At 64.4% G+C, this 15,471-nt stretch carries 15 protein-coding genes; all 15 read right to left on the reverse strand.

Annotation, left to right across the window (positions count from 1 at the left end; all coding sequences use genetic code 11):
* Positions 1 to 223: 223 nt before the first annotated feature.
* The 15 genes from NKK50_RS16345 to ldtR all read right to left on the reverse strand — a co-directional run bounded on the left by NKK50_RS16345 (position 224) and on the right by ldtR (position 15,304).
* Entirely contained in the window at positions 224 to 991 is a 768-nt protein-coding gene (locus NKK50_RS16345; protein ID WP_023834248.1) for an ABC transporter permease, read from the reverse strand.
* A complete protein-coding gene (locus NKK50_RS16350) occupies positions 988 to 1,926 on the reverse strand; it encodes an ABC transporter ATP-binding protein (RefSeq protein ID WP_023669359.1) in 939 nt (312 codons plus the stop codon). The genes NKK50_RS16345 and NKK50_RS16350 overlap by 4 nt, the downstream gene beginning before the upstream one ends.
* Positions 1,923 to 3,086: an ABC transporter permease gene (locus tag NKK50_RS16355; protein ID WP_352499238.1), complete on the reverse strand. Its 1,164-nt coding sequence runs from the start codon at positions 3,084 to 3,086 to the stop codon at positions 1,923 to 1,925. The genes NKK50_RS16350 and NKK50_RS16355 overlap by 4 nt, the downstream gene beginning before the upstream one ends.
* Before the next feature lie 316 nt (positions 3,087 to 3,402).
* The gene (gene osmF, locus NKK50_RS16360) at positions 3,403 to 4,314 is read right to left on the reverse strand and encodes a glycine betaine ABC transporter substrate-binding protein OsmF (protein ID WP_023689505.1); all 912 of its coding nucleotides are present in this window, start codon (positions 4,312 to 4,314) and stop codon (positions 3,403 to 3,405) included.
* Positions 4,315 to 4,491: 177 nt separating this feature from the next.
* A complete protein-coding gene (locus NKK50_RS16365; RefSeq protein ID WP_023689506.1) occupies positions 4,492 to 5,709 on the reverse strand; it encodes an MFS transporter in 1,218 nt (405 codons plus the stop codon).
* Positions 5,706 to 6,206, reverse strand: coding sequence for a transcription antitermination factor NusB (gene nusB / locus NKK50_RS16370; protein WP_023669355.1), 501 nt, complete (start codon positions 6,204 to 6,206; stop codon positions 5,706 to 5,708). Before nusB ends, NKK50_RS16365 begins: the two co-directional genes overlap by 4 nt.
* A complete protein-coding gene (ribH, locus tag NKK50_RS16375) occupies positions 6,203 to 6,697 on the reverse strand; it encodes a 6,7-dimethyl-8-ribityllumazine synthase (protein WP_352499237.1) in 495 nt (164 codons plus the stop codon). The genes nusB and ribH overlap by 4 nt, the downstream gene beginning before the upstream one ends.
* Positions 6,698 to 6,791: 94 nt before the next feature.
* Complete coding sequence (locus tag NKK50_RS16380) at positions 6,792 to 7,409, reverse strand: riboflavin synthase (protein WP_023669353.1); 618 nt, start codon at positions 7,407 to 7,409, stop codon at positions 6,792 to 6,794.
* A gap of 1 nt (position 7,410) precedes the next feature.
* Positions 7,411 to 8,541, reverse strand: coding sequence for a bifunctional diaminohydroxyphosphoribosylaminopyrimidine deaminase/5-amino-6-(5-phosphoribosylamino)uracil reductase RibD (ribD, locus tag NKK50_RS16385; RefSeq protein ID WP_352499236.1), 1,131 nt, complete (start codon positions 8,539 to 8,541; stop codon positions 7,411 to 7,413).
* A 2-nt stretch (positions 8,542 to 8,543) separates the two neighbouring features.
* Positions 8,544 to 9,038, reverse strand: a complete 495-nt coding sequence (nrdR, locus tag NKK50_RS16390) for a transcriptional regulator NrdR (protein WP_352499235.1) — start codon at positions 9,036 to 9,038, stop codon at positions 8,544 to 8,546.
* 138 nt (positions 9,039 to 9,176) lie between these two features.
* Positions 9,177 to 9,761, reverse strand: a complete 585-nt coding sequence (locus tag NKK50_RS16395) for an invasion associated locus B family protein (protein ID WP_023669350.1) — start codon at positions 9,759 to 9,761, stop codon at positions 9,177 to 9,179.
* Positions 9,762 to 9,841: 80 nt separating this feature from the next.
* The gene (gene glyA / locus NKK50_RS16400) at positions 9,842 to 11,155 is read right to left on the reverse strand and encodes a serine hydroxymethyltransferase (protein ID WP_023669349.1); all 1,314 of its coding nucleotides are present in this window, start codon (positions 11,153 to 11,155) and stop codon (positions 9,842 to 9,844) included.
* A gap of 171 nt (positions 11,156 to 11,326) precedes the next feature.
* Entirely contained in the window at positions 11,327 to 12,973 is a 1,647-nt protein-coding gene (locus tag NKK50_RS16405) for a Na+/H+ antiporter (protein ID WP_352499234.1), read from the reverse strand.
* Positions 12,974 to 13,156: 183 nt separating this feature from the next.
* Positions 13,157 to 14,410, reverse strand: a complete 1,254-nt coding sequence (locus NKK50_RS16410; protein ID WP_023708671.1) for a L,D-transpeptidase family protein — start codon at positions 14,408 to 14,410, stop codon at positions 13,157 to 13,159.
* Between the two features lie 378 nt (positions 14,411 to 14,788).
* Positions 14,789 to 15,304, reverse strand: a complete 516-nt coding sequence (ldtR, locus tag NKK50_RS16415) for a transcriptional regulator LdtR (protein ID WP_023672997.1) — start codon at positions 15,302 to 15,304, stop codon at positions 14,789 to 14,791.
* Positions 15,305 to 15,471 lie beyond the last annotated feature (167 nt).

Here is a 15,471-nt window from a genome sequence, read left to right on the forward strand (position 1 = left end):
CTCCCTGGGCCGTTGGTGCGGGGAGCGGATAAGCCTAGGCGGAATCCGTCCTTCGCAGCGGTGTATGCGAAACAGGGCTCGGAACGTCAAGATATTGTTCGGTTTTTGCCCCGCTTTCAGCCAAAAGGTTTAGGCCAGAACATTCCCGTGGCCGATGCCTTGCTATTAGATCGGTTGAAATGACGCTGCGTCAGTCAATGCTTTGCCCGCAGTCCAGCGAAGGTCAGTCGCCAGTCTCCTGCCCCATCTTGCGCGCCGTATAGCGCTCGATGGCGGACAGTCCGTCATAGATCAGCATCGCCAGCGCCGCGACGATCAGGCCGCCTTGCAGGACGAAGGCGAGATTGTTGGACAGCAGGCCGGCGATGATCACCTCGCCCAGCGTCTTGGCGGCAACCGTCGAGCCGATCGTCGCCGTGGCCAGGCTGATCACCACCGACAGCCTTATTCCTCCCAGAATGATCGGCGCGCTCAGCGGCAATTCGACCTTGACCAGTCTTTGCCAGCCCGTCATGCCGGCGCCGCGCGCGGCCTCCATGATGTTGCCGGGCAGCGTTGTGAGGCCGGTCAGCGCGTTCTCGAAGATCGGCAGCAGGCCGTAGAGAAACAGCGCAATCAGCGTCGGCTTCTCGCCGAAACCGACGGCGGGCACCGCCAGCGCCAGCACCGCCACCGGCGGAAAGGTCTGGCCGATATTGACCAGACTGCGCGACAGCGGCAGGAATTCGGCGCCCGCCGGCCTGGTCACCAGGATGGCAAGCGCCACGGCAACGATGGTTGCGGCGACGGTAGCGATCAGCACGGTCCTGAGATGCAGCAGGGTCAGCGTCAGCAGGCTGCCCTGATTGTAGATCGCCGGCGCATTGTTTTCGGTCAGCGGCTTCAACAGCGGCTCGAACCAGCCGGGATTGGTGACGAAGGCTATGAGAAGCACCACCAGTGCAAGCCTGAGCAGCGAAGGCAGCCAGGCTTTTAGACCGGCCCCTTTCATGCCGGCCTCGCCGCGCGCTTCACCAGCCCGTCGACGGTGACGCGGCCGAGCAGCTTGCCGTCTTCGCCCTTGACCGGCAGCGCCGGCCGGCCCGACCACAGAAGCTCGGCCAGCGCGTCGCGCTGGCTGGCGTCGCCTGGGATCGCCTCGCCTTCGGCAGTCCCCTTTTCCACGGCGTCGCGCACGCGGCCGAGCGACAAGAGCCGGAACGGCTTTTCGCTGGCGCCGACCAGGGTTTCGACGAAGGCGTTCGCTGGCCGCGCCAGGATCTCTTCCGGCTTGGCGTATTGCACCAGCTTTCCGGCATCCATGACGGCGATCTTGTCGCCCATATGGACCGCCTCCTCCATGTCGTGGGTGACGAGGATGATGGTGGTGCCGAAGCGCTTCTGGATCGCCAGCAGATCTTCCTGCGCCTTGGTGCGGATGATCGGGTCGAGTGCGCCGAACGGCTCGTCCATCAGAAGCACATTGGGCTCGGCGGCGAGCGCGCGCGCGACGCCGACACGCTGCTGTTGCCCGCCGGACAGTTCGTGCGGGTAGCGCTGGCCATAGGCCTCGGGGTCGAGCTGGTAGAGTGTCATCAACTCATCGACGCGGGCCTTGATGCGGTCCTTGTCCCAGCCCAGCAGGACCGGCACGGTGGCGATGTTCTGCGCAACGGTGCGGTGCGGGAACAGGCCGTGGCCCTGGATAGCGTAGCCGATGCTGCGGCGCAGCTCGTAGCCGGGCAGCGTGCGGTTGTCGTTGCCGTCGAGCTTGATGACGCCGGCGGTCGGCTCGACCAGCCGGTTGATCATTCGCAGCAGCGTCGTCTTGCCGGAACCGGAGGTACCGACAATGACGCAAACCGTACGCGGCTCGACGACCATGGACACGTCGTCGACCACGGTCGTCGCGTCATAGCGCTTGGTAATGCCTTCGATCTCGATCATGCCGTTTCAACCCTGCGCCTGGTGGCGGTCATTTCGATCACTGCGTCGAGGATGATGGCCCCGGCGAAGGCCAGCGCCACCGTCGGCACGGCGCCGAGCAGCACCAGGTCCATTGCGGTCTGGCCGACGCCCTGGAAGACGAAGACGCCAAAGCCGCCGCCGCCGATCAGTGCGGCGATGGTGGCCAGGCCGATGTTCTGCACCAGCACGATGCGGATGCCGGTGAGGATCACCGGAAAGGCCAACGGAAACTCGACGCCGAACAGGCGCTGGCCATCGGTCATGCCCATGCCGTGCGCTGCATCATTGGCCGCGCGGGGTACGCCGGCAAGCCCGACCACGGTGTTGGCCACCACCGGCAGCAGCGAATAGAGGAACAAAGCCACGAAGGCGGGCGCGGTGCCGATGCCTCTGATACCGAGCGCTGCGGCACCCGGAACATGCGCGGCGACCCAGCCCAGCGGCGCGATCAGCAGGCCGAACAGCGCGATCGAGGGTATGGTCTGGACGATGTTGAGCACATTGAGCACGCCGGCCCGCAACCGTTCGACGCGGTGGCACAGGATGCCGAGCGGCAGGCCGACGATCACCGCCGCCGCCAGCGACCCCAGCGCCAGCGTGATGTGCTTGGAGCCTTCGGCCCAGAAACTATCGGCGCGGTTTGCATATTCCTTGAGGATCGACAGGCTGTCCCACTGCCCCGATATCAGCAACAAGCCGATGGCCAGCGCCGCGAGGACGAGCACGCCGACGCGGGCCGGTGGCGACAGGTTGAGCCTGGTCAGCACGTCGGCGAGCAACAATGTGAAGGCAAAGATCAACAGCCAGAACCCGGAAGCCGGCGAGATGCGGGCGAAGGTGTTGCCGGCCGGCGTCAGGAAGGTGCCGGCGACACCGATCAGGATGGCAAGGGCGGCGAGCGCCACGACGCTTGCGGCCAGGCGCAGGACAAGCGGGGTTTTCAGCAAGGCAACAATTGCGGCCACGACGACGATCGCCAGCAGTAGCGGCCCGACTGTGGCCGGCAGCGCCTCCAGGATCGAGCGCGCCTGACCGGGAACGATACGATTGGCGCGGAAGGTGGCGAACGGAGCCAGAAACGCCGCATAGGCAACGATCGCCGCGATAACCATGCCGAGCTTGTCGAAACGCAGGGTCATGGATGCCCCTCATGAGGAGCGATTTTCCACGTTGCGCAGACTACGCTGGTGATCGGTGCAAGCCGACGCGAAGTCCGATCTCCCCCCTTGCGGGGGAGATGGCCGGCAGGCCAGAGGGGGGTGTGAAGGATCGTCAGCTCTCGAGCGTCGGCCTGTTCGGAAGCAACCCTGTCGAGGCACGCACCTGCTACCGGTTGTGAGGTCGGCGGGACAGCACCCCCCTCTGTCCTGCCGGACATCTCCCCCGCAAGGGGGGAGATCAGCAGCTTCCAGAGAGGGGTGTCTCGCACCAGCGTCACGATCAGCTATGCGCTGACTACTTCAAAAACCCGTTCTTCTTCAAAAAGTCCTCGGCGACACCCTTGACCGGCTCGCCGCCGACCTGGACGCGGCCGTTGAGTTCCTGCAGCGTGACGAGGTCGAGCTTGGCGAACACCGGCTTCAACAGCGTCTCGATCTCCGGATGCTCTTTCAGCACCGCTTCGCGGATGATCGGCGCCGGCTGGTAGACCGGCTGCACGCCCTTGTCGTCGGCGAGCACGACCAGGCCGGACGGCGCGATGCCGCCGTCGGTGCCGTAGACCATGGCGGCGTTGGCGCCGTTGGTCTGGTTGGCGGCAGCACCGATTGTCGCGGCGGTGTCGCCGCCCGATAGCGTGATCAACTGCTCCGGCTTCAGCGTGAAGCCGTAAGTGGTCTGGAACGCCGGCAGGGCTGCCGCCGAATTGACGAACTCAGCCGACGCCGCCAAAACCACCGTGCCGCCGCCGGCGACGTATTTGCCGAAGTCGGTCAGGGTCGCCAGCTTGTTGGTCTCGGCAACCTCCTTGCGCAGCGCGATCGCCCAGGTGTTGTTGGCCGGTGACGGCGACAGCCAGACGATCTTGTTGGCGTCATAGTCGAGCTTCTTGGCGGTCTCATAGGCCTTGGCGGCATCCTTCCAGACCGGATCGTCGGCCTTCTCGAAGAAGAAAGCGGCATTGCCGGTGTACTCGGGATAGATGTCGATCTCGCCGGCGGTGATCGCCTTGCGTACCACCGGCGTGCCGCCGAGCTGGATGCGGTCGGTGGTCTTGATGTTGTTGGCGTTGAGCACAAGCTGGATGATGTTGCCGAGCACGCCGCCCTCGGTGTCGATCTTCGAGGAGACGACCACCTGGGCATTGGCGGAGGCGGCCGTGATGCCGAGCGCCAACGCCGCGCCGGCCAGAATCTTGACTGAAAACATTGTGAAAACCCCTTGCTTTGGACCGAAATGCGGTGGCCGCATATGAGCATGGCTTCAACGCCCCGTCGGGGCACACGGTTTCATAACAATGGGTACAGACGCAATAATTTTGTGCGGTCGCCGCGATTCGGTCGGCGCCATGCTGACAGGTCGTGCCAAGCCAAAGATAGAACCCGATCAGGCGCGGGCTTTGCGCGATCCGGTCAGTTTGAGCGCGCCAAGGGCGACGAAACACAGGGCGACGACCGGGAAAACCAGCCAGTTCAGCATCTCCCAGCCCCAGGCATTGTAGATGGCGCCCGACATTAGCGAGGCGAAGGCGACGGAGCCGAACAGGACGAAGTCGTGGAAGCCCTGCACCTTGCTCTTTTCGGACGGATGGTAGCTGTCGGCGACCATGGAGGTGGCGCCGATGAAGGCGAAATTCCAGCCGAGGCCAAGCAGGATCAGCGCCGTCCAGAACTGCCACAAATGCAGGCCGGACAATGCCACCGCGGCGCAGCCGATGAGCAGGACCAGGCCGGTTGCGACGATGCGTTCGGCGCCGAAGCGATGGATCAGCGATCCGGTGAAGAAGCTCGGCGCAAACATCGCCATCACATGCCAGGAAATGCCGAGCGTGGCGTCGTCCGTCGAAAGGCCGCAGCCGACCATGGCCAGCGGCGCGCCGGTCATGACGAAACTCATCAGCGCATAGCTGCCGACGGCGCAAAACAGTGCCGCGACGAAACGCGGCCGGGTGACGATCTCGGACAGCGGCCGGGCGTCGCTTGACGCGACTTCCGCGTGGCCGGGAGCCTTGGCCGGGATGCGCAGGAATGACAGGATGATGGCGCCGGCCGCCGCCAGAACCGGAATGGCCACGAACGAGCCGGCAAACATCACCGGCGCCAGCAATTCGCGGGTGAAGATGACGATCTGCGGCCCGAGAATCGCGGTGATGACGCCGCCGGCCAGCACGAAGGAAATGGCGCGCGCCTTGAATTCGGGCGGAGCATTATCGGCGGCGGCGAAGCGGAACTGCTGGACGAAGGCGCCGCCGACGCCGATCACCAGCAGCGCGAAAGCGAACAGCCAGAAGCTGGCGTGGAACAGAGCCAACGTGGAGATGACGCCGCCAAGCGCGGTGACGATGGTGCCGGTCATGAAACCGCCGCGCTGGCCGAGCCAACGGATGATGGCCGCGGCCGGCAACGCGCCGAGCGCCACGCCGATGTTGAAGCCGGTGATTGGCGCCGTTGCCAGCGACTTATCGGGGCCAAGCAGATATTGCCCGGCCAGCCCGCCCATGGAAATGGCAATCGGCGCGGCCGAACCGATAATCGCCTGCGACGTCGCCAGGATGATCGCCGTGCGGCGCGCGTCCCGTGCTGCGCCGGCGACGGTGCCGGTCACAATGCGTCCTTGCCGCGCCCCTCGCCCCGCACCCGGCGCGACACACGGTCGAGCACGGCGTTGGTCAGCTTCGGCTCGTCTTCCTCGTAGAAGGCCTTGGCGATGTCGACATATTCCGAAACGATGACGGCCACCGGCACGTCGTCGCGCTTCATCAGTTCGTAGACGCCAGCGCGCAGGATGGCGCGCAACGTCGAATCGAGTCTGGACAGCGGCCAGTCTTCCGTCAGCGCCTGGCGTATGATCGGATCGATGGTCGTCTGGTTCTCGACGACGCCGGCCAGGATGGCGCGGAACCACTGCGCGTCGGCCTCCCGATAAAGCGCGCCGTCGACTTCCTTGCCGAGCCGGAACGCCTCGTATTCGGCGGTGATCTCGAAGACGCCGCTGCCGGCCACGTCCATCTGGTAAAGCGCCTGCACGGCGGCCAGACGGGCGGCGCCACGCTTATTGGCATGGCGTGTCGCGGGCTGGCCGGGCGAAGCGGGTTCGCTCACGATTGCGCTCCCAGCTTCTCCTTGAGCGCGATCATGGTCAGCGCCGCGCGCGCGGCAAAGCCGCCCTTGTCGCCCTCCGAGCGCTTGGCGCGCGTCCAGGCCTGCGCGTCGTTCTCGGTGGTCAGGATGCCGTTGCCGATCGCAATCGCTTCCTGGACCGAGAGATCCATCAGCGCGCGACTCGATTCATTGGCGACGATGTCGAAATGATAAGTGTCGCCGCGGATGATGGTGCCGAGCGCGACAAAACCATCATAGTCCTTGCCGCCCTCGCACATGCCGTCGAGCGCAAAAGTGATCACTGCTGGAATTTCCAGCGAACCGGGAACGGTGATGACGTCATAGGTCGCGCCGGCTTCGTCGAGCGCGCTCGTCGCGCCGTCGAGCAGCGCGTCGGCAAGATCGTCATGAAAGCGCGCCTCGATAATCAGAAGGTGGGCCTTCTTCTTCGGGCGAATGAACGCTTTGCCGTGTTGGGATGTGCCTGCCATGAATGTCTCCGGGGGTACCGGTGACTTAGGCTGAAGCGGTCACATTCGCAAGCTTTGTCCGACGCTCAGGCCCGGTCTAATTTCCCAGGGGGGCTCAAAGCCCCTCTTTCACTGCCTCGACCAGTCGCGCGGCGTAGCGGGCCATGGTGTCGATCTCGAGGTTGACCTTGTCGCCCACCTTGCGCTCGCCCCAGGTCGTCACGGTCAGCGAATGGTGGATCAACAGCACGTCGAAACGGGCGCCTTCGACCTTGTTGACGGTGAGCGAGGTGCCGTCGAGTGCGACGGAACCCTTGGGCGCGATGAATTTCGCCAGTTCGCGCGGCGCCTCCAGCGTGAAGCGCACGGCATCGCCCTCGTCCTTGCGCTCGACGATTTCGGCCATGCCATCGACATGGCCCGACACGATGTGGCCGCCGAGTTCGTCGCCGATCTTCAGTGCCCGCTCGAGATTGACCTTGGTGCCTGATTTCCAGCCCGACGCCGTGGTCAGCCTCAGTGCCTCTTCCCAGGCTTCGACCTCGAACCAGCGGGCATTCGAGCCGCCATCTGGCAGCGCCGTCACCGTCAGGCAGACGCCGCCGCAGGAAATCGAGGCGCCAATAGCGATGGTCGCGGGATCATAGGCAGTGTCGATGCGCAGGCCGACGCCTTCGCTCAGCGGCTTGATGGCCGCGACAGTGCCGATATCGGTGACAATTCCAGTGAACATTTCAGATATCTCTCACCCATTCGGCATAGCTGTCTTCCCCGAAGCGCATCTCGCGCAATTTGCGGAAGCCTGCCGGGATATGGTTGGCGTCGATGGGCGATGCAATGCCGCCCTCGCCGATCGCTTCCGGTCCCTGGAACAGCACGATGCGGTCGACCAATCCCTCGGCGAGGAAGGCGCTGGCCACCTTGGCGCCGCCTTCGACCAGAACGCTGGCCATGCCGAGCGCGCCGAGATCCTCGAGCAGTTCCGGCAAGGCAATGCCGCCTTCATGGGTTTCGGTGCCGATGAAGCGCACACCGGCACGCTCCAGCACCGACCGCCGCAGCGGGTCGGCCTCCAGGCTCGCGGCGATATAGAGCGGCACCCGGTCGATGCCGGAGACCAGCTTCGAGGCTTCGGGCAGCCTGATCTGGCGGTCGAGCACGATGCGCGCCGGCGAGCGGTTCTCCAGCCCCGGCAGCCGCACGGTGAGCGCGGGATCATCCTCCAGCGCCGTGCCGATGCCGACCAGTATGCCATCGGCTTCGGCGCGCATCAGATAGACTTCGCGGCGGGCGATATCGCCGGTGATCGCGACCTGGCCGGCGCCATGCCTGCCGATCTTGCCGTCGCTGGAAAGCGCAAGCTTCAGAGTCACTTCCGGACGCTTTTTCATGGATCGAATCAAATAGCCGGCCATCTGCTCGGCGGCTTCCTCGACCAGCACCTTTTCGACCACTTCGATGCCGGCGGCGCGCAGGATGGCATAGCCTTTGCCGGAGACGCGCGGATCGGGATCGCTGGCGGCGCCGACGACCCGCGCCACTCCGGCATTGACCAGCGCGTTGGCGCAAGGCGGGGTGCGGCCATGGTGGGCGCAGGGCTCCAGCGTGACATAGGCGGTGGCGCCGCGCGCCAACTCGCCGGCTTCAGTCAGCGCCTCGGTCTCGGCATGCGGCCGGCCGCCAACAGCGGTGACGCCGGTGCCGACGATCATCGGGCCGGCGCCATCGTCGCGAACGATTATGGTGCCGACGGAAGGGTTGGTGGAGGTGCGGCCGGCATTTTTCCGCGACAGCCGCAGCGCCGCGGCCATGAAGCGGCGATCGAGGGCCTGCTGATCGGCCTTCCCTGACGTTTGGCTTGCCATGCTCAGCCGGCGTCCTCTTCGCCGTTCAGCTCGTCGCCCTTGAGCTCGTCGCCTTTGAGCTCACCCAGCACATCGTGGAAATCCTTGGCCTCACGGAAATTGCGATAGACAGAGGCGAAGCGGACATAGGCGACGTCGTCGAGCGACTTCAGCGCTTCCATGACGAGCCGGCCGACCTCGCCCGAGGCGATTTCAGTCTCGCCGGAGCTTTCGAGCTGGCGCACGATGCCGGTGACGGCGCGGTCGATGCGCTCGGGATCGACATTGCGCTTGCGCACCGCGATCTCCACCGAACGCAAGAGCTTGTCGCGGTCGAACGGCACCTTTCTGCCGGACTTCTTGACCACAACGAGATCGCGCAGCTGGACGCGCTCGAAGGTGGTGAAGCGGCCACCGCAATCGGGGCAGACGCGCCGCCGGCGGATCGCGGCGCCATCCTCGGCGGGGCGCGAATCCTTCACCTGCGTATCTTCGGACTGGCAATAGGGACAGCGCATGGAGAGCCTTCAGGTTGGCGATTCTGGCGGAACGATAGGCTTAGAGGTTTTTGCCGGGACGGCAAAGGTTCGGCAACGGCCGCTCGCGCCCTCAGAGATAGCGAGGCGGGAGGAAAATTGCCAGCCGCGCCAGATATGTCAGGGCGCGACGTCCTTGGTCGGGAAGCCGCAGGACGTTCCGAGGTTGCGGTAGGCCTTGGTGAAGCCGTCCATAGGGATGCTGGCGACGGCTTGCTTGCCGAACGTCACGTCGAGCGAGATGACCTGGCGCATGGCCCGCAACAAAGCGAGACTGGTCTTGGCCTGGTTGTCGACGGTCCAGCTCGGGCGGCCGGCATCATTGGAATAGACGGTCGCGGAAACCTTGACGCCGGGGTCACCGAAGGTCGCGGCGATCTTCTTGCCGGTCGGCAGCTCCTTGTTGGCGACGGTGAACATGATCGCCGGATAGGCATCGGGCGGCAGGGCGTCGCCAGTCGAGATCGAAAGCGTCAGCGTGCCGGCATTGCCGCCGCCATCGACAAAGGCCGTGGAGGCAGCGCAGGTCTTGTGGGAATCCTGGCCGGTGTCGAGCGCATCGATGATGGTGGTCCACCTGCCAAAGGTGTTTGTGGCGGGGATATCCGTGCCCGGCTGCGGCTGCTCCTGGGCGATCGCGCCCGACACGGCGACAGCGGCAAGCGAGCCGATGAAGGCCAGAACGGCAGGACGGAACACGCGCATCGTCAGATCTCCAACAGGCCGCGCCGCCCGAACAGCAAGCGGCGCAGAGCGCGGGATAAAAGACGATGCGCCGCTGGCGGTCAACCGAGATAGGGATAGAGCGGGAAACGATCGGTCAGCGCCACGACCTTGGCCTTCACGGCTGCTTCCACAGCCGCATTGCCTTCGTCGGAATTGGCGACCTTCAGCCCGTCCAGCACCTCGGCGATCAACTTGCCGATCTCGCGGAACTCGGCCTGGCCGAAGCCGCGCGTGGTGCCGGCCGGCGTGCCCAGACGCACGCCCGAGGTGACGAAAGGCTTTTCCGGATCGAACGGGATGCCGTTCTTGTTGCAGGTGATGTTGGCGCGGCCGAGCGCTGCCTCGGCGCGCTTGCCGGTGGCGTTCTTGGGCCTGAGATCGACCAGCATCAGATGGTTGTCGGTGCCGCCGGAGACGATGTCGAGGCCGGTTTCCTTGAGGCTCGACGCCAGCGCCTTCGCGTTGGCGGCGACACTCTCGGCATAGAGCTTGAAGCTCGGCTTCAGCGCCTCGCCGAAGGCGACCGCCTTGGCGGCGATGACATGCATCAGCGGGCCGCCCTGCAGGCCGGGGAAAACCGCCGAGTTCATCTTCTTGGCGATGTCCTCGTCATTGCACAGGATCATGCCGCCGCGCGGGCCGCGCAGCGATTTGTGCGTGGTCGTGGTCACGACATGGGCGTGCGGCAGCGGTGACGGATGCACGCCGCCGGCAACCAGGCCGGCGATATGGGCCATGTCGACCATCAGATAGGCGCCGACCGCATCGGCGATCTCGCGAAAGCGCTTCCAGTCCCAGATGCGCGAATAGGCGGTGCCGCCGGCCAGGATCAGCTTTGGCTTGGTCTCATGTGCGGTCTTTTCGATCGCGTCCATGTCGAGCAGATGGTCGTCCTTGCGCACGCCGTAGGAAACGACTTTGAACCATTTGCCGCTCATATTGACGGGCGAACCGTGCGTCAGGTGGCCGCCGGAATTCAGGTCGAGGCCCATGAAGGTGTCGCCGGGCTGCAGCAGCGCCAGGAAGACCGCCTGGTTCATCTGGCTGCCGGAATTCGGCTGGACATTGGCGAAGTTGCAGCCGAACAGCTTTTTGGCGCGCTCGATAGCGAGTTCCTCGGCGACGTCGACGAACTGGCAGCCGCCATAATAGCGCTTGCCCGGATAACCCTCGGCGTATTTGTTGGTCATGATCGAGCCCTGCGCCTCGAGCACGGCGCGCGAAACGATGTTTTCCGAGGCGATCAGCTCGATCTCGTGACGCTGGCGGCCAAGCTCGTTGCGGATCGAGCCGAAGATCTCCGGATCGGCATCTTCCAGCGTGGTTTCGAAGAAGGATTCGAACTTGTTCGACGCTGCCGCTGCAGTTGCCATGGCCTGAAATCCTTCGGTTCGGGGCATCTATCTATGCATATCGCTGCCCCGAAACCGCTGCACGGTTCCGGGCGACATGCATTGCCGCGCCATTAACACAGTTGTTTTCGCCTCGCCACGTTTGCAGCGCGAAATTTGCTGGCCGGATTGCGCCAGAGCGGCCCTGAACCGCTATTTTCGCTCCTGCCGCCCCTGCAGCAAGGCTTCGGTGAGCGTGATCTCGGTAAACAGCGCCCGCGCCGTATGGTCGTTGATCGCGCCGCTGCTTAACATGTCGCGCACGGCGATGCGCTCGGCCTCGATGCCGGCAAGCCGCATTTCGAGCTCCAGCCGCCCGGCTTCGCGGGCCTCTGCCCGGGCGTCGTCGGCCTCGTCCGAAGTGGCGATCCGGCGCCGGTAGCCGGCGACGATGTTTTCGGCGGCGGCAAGCCTGGCGCCGGGCACCTCGCCCTGGTCGTCGTCGCTGGCGCCCGCCATGCTTTCGACGCGGGCGATGGCCGCTTTGGCGGCGCCGATGCGGGCGAGACGCTCCTCGATGGCGCTGCCATCCTCGCCCGGCTCGACCAGCCCGCGCGCTATCTTCGGCAGCGCCACGCTGGCGATGGCGAGCGAACAGATGATGACGCCGGCGGCGAGGAAGATCACCAGGTCGCGCGCGGGAAAAGGCGAGCCGTCCGGCATGGCGAGCGGGAGCGACAGGATGCCGGCCAGCGTGATCGCGCCGCGCACGCCCGCCACCGAGCCGGCAAGCCGCACACGCATCCCGAACGGCTCGGCCTTGCGCTTTCCCCATTTTGCCTTGAGGCCTGCCGCGATGTCGCCGACCCAGATCCAGAGGAAGCGCAGCGCGATCAGGCACAGCGTCAGCGCAATCACCGTCGCGACCGGCTGGATGATCGGGTAATGGCCAGTCAGTTCGGGCGGCACGCGGCGAATGATTTCGGGAAGCTGCATGCCGAGCACGATGAACAGCGCGCCATTGTAGACGAAGGACAAGGTCGTCCACAGCGAGATCGTCTGCATGCGCGCCGAGACGCCGAGGAAGCGGAAGACGCCGGAGCCGCCGGTCAAAAGCCCGGCGGTGACCGCCGCCAGAATGCCTGAGGCATGCAGATGTTCGGCGACGAGATAGGCAATGAAGGGCAGCAGGACCATGACCAGAACCTGCGCCTCGGCCGGAACGCCGCCGATGCGATTCAGAAGCTGCAGGAGCCTGGCGGCGATGAACAACGCGGCGATGCCGGCCAGGATGCCGATGGCGACGGCATAAACGAAGCTCAGCGATGCATCGGCGAAGGAAAAGCTGCCGGTCACGGCGGCGGCGACGGCGAAGCGGAACATGACCAGGCCCGAGGCGTCGTTGAGCAGCGCCTCGCCTTCCAGAATATGCATCAGCCGCGCCGGCACCAGGCTTCTGTCGACGATCGAGGACACCGCCACGGCGTCGGTCGGGGACAGCACGGCAGCGAGCGCGAAGGCGACGACCAGCGGGATGCTCGGCACCAACCAGTGCAAGGCATAACCGAAGCCGACAATGGTAAAGAAGACCAGCCCGATGGCCAGATCGAGGATCGGTCCGCGCAGCGCGATCAGCTCGCGTTTGGGCGCTCCATAGGCATCGCCGAACAAAAGCGGCGGGATGAACACCAGCAGGAAGAGTTCGGGGTCGATCTCGACATGGATGCCTTTCACCGGCCATGCGAGCGCGGCGCCGATGGCAATCTGCAGCACCGGCAGCGGCACCCGAACCAACCGCACCAGTGCGCCGGAAAGAGCGACGAAGACCAGCACGGCGAGGCTGAAGATTGCGACCTGCATGGCGCGATTCCGGCTGTTTTGAGGACCATGCGCAATTGCCGTTAGTCCGTCCAGATGGGCCTGCGGCGCAACGTCCGGCAGTGTTCATGGCCTGCATGGCTGGCGGCCACCAGTCTTCTTCTGTTGGGATGTCGAACGGAAAAGGCCGCCTCACGGCGGCCTTTTCATAAACAATTCAGGCACCTAGAGCGAAGAGGTGATCTGCAGTTCGCTGGCGCCATCGAGCGCGTAGACGTCGTCGCGGAACTGCACGACGCCCGGACCCGTCGACCAGGCCGACACATAGAGGAAGTGGACCGGAACCGGGTTGACGACCTGCACCGGCGTGTTCTCGCCGGTCTTGATGGTAGCCTCGAAATGCTGGCGGTCCCAGCCGGGTGTGTCGCGCAGGATCCATGTGACGAGGTCGCGCACGTTCTGGACACGCACGCAGCCCGAGGAATCGAAGCGCATCATCTTGCCGAACAGGCTTTGCTGCGGCGTATCGTGCATGTAGACGCCGTCGGGGCTGGGGAAGTTGATCTTCACCGAGGCCATGGCGTTGCCGGAACCCGGATCCTGGCGGAAGCGGTATTTCGCGGCATCATCCGTCGACCAGTCGACAGTCATCGGATCGACTTCGCTGCCATCAGGCGCAAACAGCCGGATATGGCTGTCCTTGAGATAGTCGGGGTTCTTCCGCATCAGCGGAATGATGTCCTTGCGCACGATCGAGACCGGCGCGTTCCAGTAAGGATTGACGATGATCTCGTTGATCTTGGAATTGACCACCGGGGTCTGGCGGTCGATCTTGCCGACGATTGCGGTGTGGCGCAGCACGACGCGATCGTTCTCGACCGCCTCGATCTGTGCCGCCGGGATATCGACCAGCACATAACGGCTGCCCAGCGTGCCGGCCTTTTCGCGCAGGCGCTCCAGATTGGTCTGCAGCTGACCGAGGCGGATCTGCGCCGAAACGTTCATCGCCGCATAGGTGTATTTGCCCATGGCGCCGTCGGCCGGCAGGCCATGGCGCGCCTGGAAGCGCTTGACCGCGGCGTCGACATAGGAATCGAACGACGTCGAAATGCCGGCGCTCTGCGCCAGATCGCCCGAAACCATCAGCCGCTTGCGCAGCGGCACCACGTCCGGATCGTCGACGCCAAGCTGCAGCTTCTTTGTCGCCGGCACCTCGCCCCAGCCGCCCTGGGCGACGATGTTCTGATACTGCGCCACAGCCTGTTCGGTGAAGGCGACCGTCTGCAGGCTGAAGATCGGCAGCGTCGAGGCGACCTTGCCGCCCTCCGAGGCGCGGGCATCGAACTGGTCGTCCCAATTGCCGCGGCCCGACGATTTCAGGATATCGTCGATCACATCCTGCGCGCTGGCGGCATTGGCAACCATGGCAACGGCGAGCGCGGAAGCTCCGGAAAGGAAAAGGCGGCGGCTGGTTCTCATGGACGTTCCAGACATTCTTGTCGTGTTTGGCTTCTAGCGTTTGGCTGTTGCAGCGTTCGGCTACGTGCTCGATCTTGGGCGATATCGCCCGCACTCTAAAGTTGGCACTGTTAACAATTAGCCAACCATGACCTGCATCACTGAGCCGTGAAAAGCGGACCGCGATGCGACATTACAGGCGCGCGAACAGCTTTCGCCGCCGCATCACCCGCATCCCCGCTTCCACCGCGAATATGGCGGCAACGTGGCTTACGCCGAATTTGGAAGCGCCGGCGGCTCGAAAAGAAAAGGCCGGTGCTTTTCGGCACCGGCCTGTTGGCTGAGACTTTCCTCCGGCCGCGCTTCTTCCGGCGCAGCTGCTATTCAATGGCCCGCTGATTACATCCGGTAGGCGATGGTGTCGTTCCAGAAGCGGTCGAGGCGCTGCAGCGCGCGGTTCATCTGCTTGAACTCTTCGCTGTTGATGCCGCCGACCTGTTCGATCGAGCCGACATGGCGCTCATAGAGACCGGCGACGACTTCCGCCACTTCATTGCCCTTCGGCGTCAGCGAAACGCGGACCGAACGGCGGTCGATGCGCGAGCGCTGGTGGTTGATGAAGCCGAGATCGACCAGCTTCTTCAGATTGTAGGAGACGTTCGAGCCGAGATAGTAGCCACGCGAGCGCAGCTCGCCGGCGGTCAGTTCGGAATTGCCGATATTGAACAGAAGCAGCGCCTGGATGGCATTGATGTCGGAACGGCCGTTGCGGTCGAACTCGTCCTTGATCACGTCAAGCAGACGGCGATGCAAACGCTCCACCAGCTGAAGCGATTCCATGTAAAGCGAACGGATAGCCTCGCGGCGATCGTCGGATACGTTGGCGGTCTTCGCCGCCGGACGCGAATTGATCATTGTCTTTGCCTCTCGTTTGTCGCCCTGGTGATTTTTTGTTTTTCACCTTGATTGCGACACTATCGAATACTCATAAAATTCGACTTAAACGCTAGGGCTAACAAGAGCTTACCGGTAATAGGTTTCGCAAGACGCTTAACGAACGGTCACCCGAGCAAGGATAATTA

The organism is Mesorhizobium sp. M0001, from assembly GCF_040324255.1.
Lineage (GTDB): Bacteria > Pseudomonadota > Alphaproteobacteria > Rhizobiales > Rhizobiaceae > Mesorhizobium.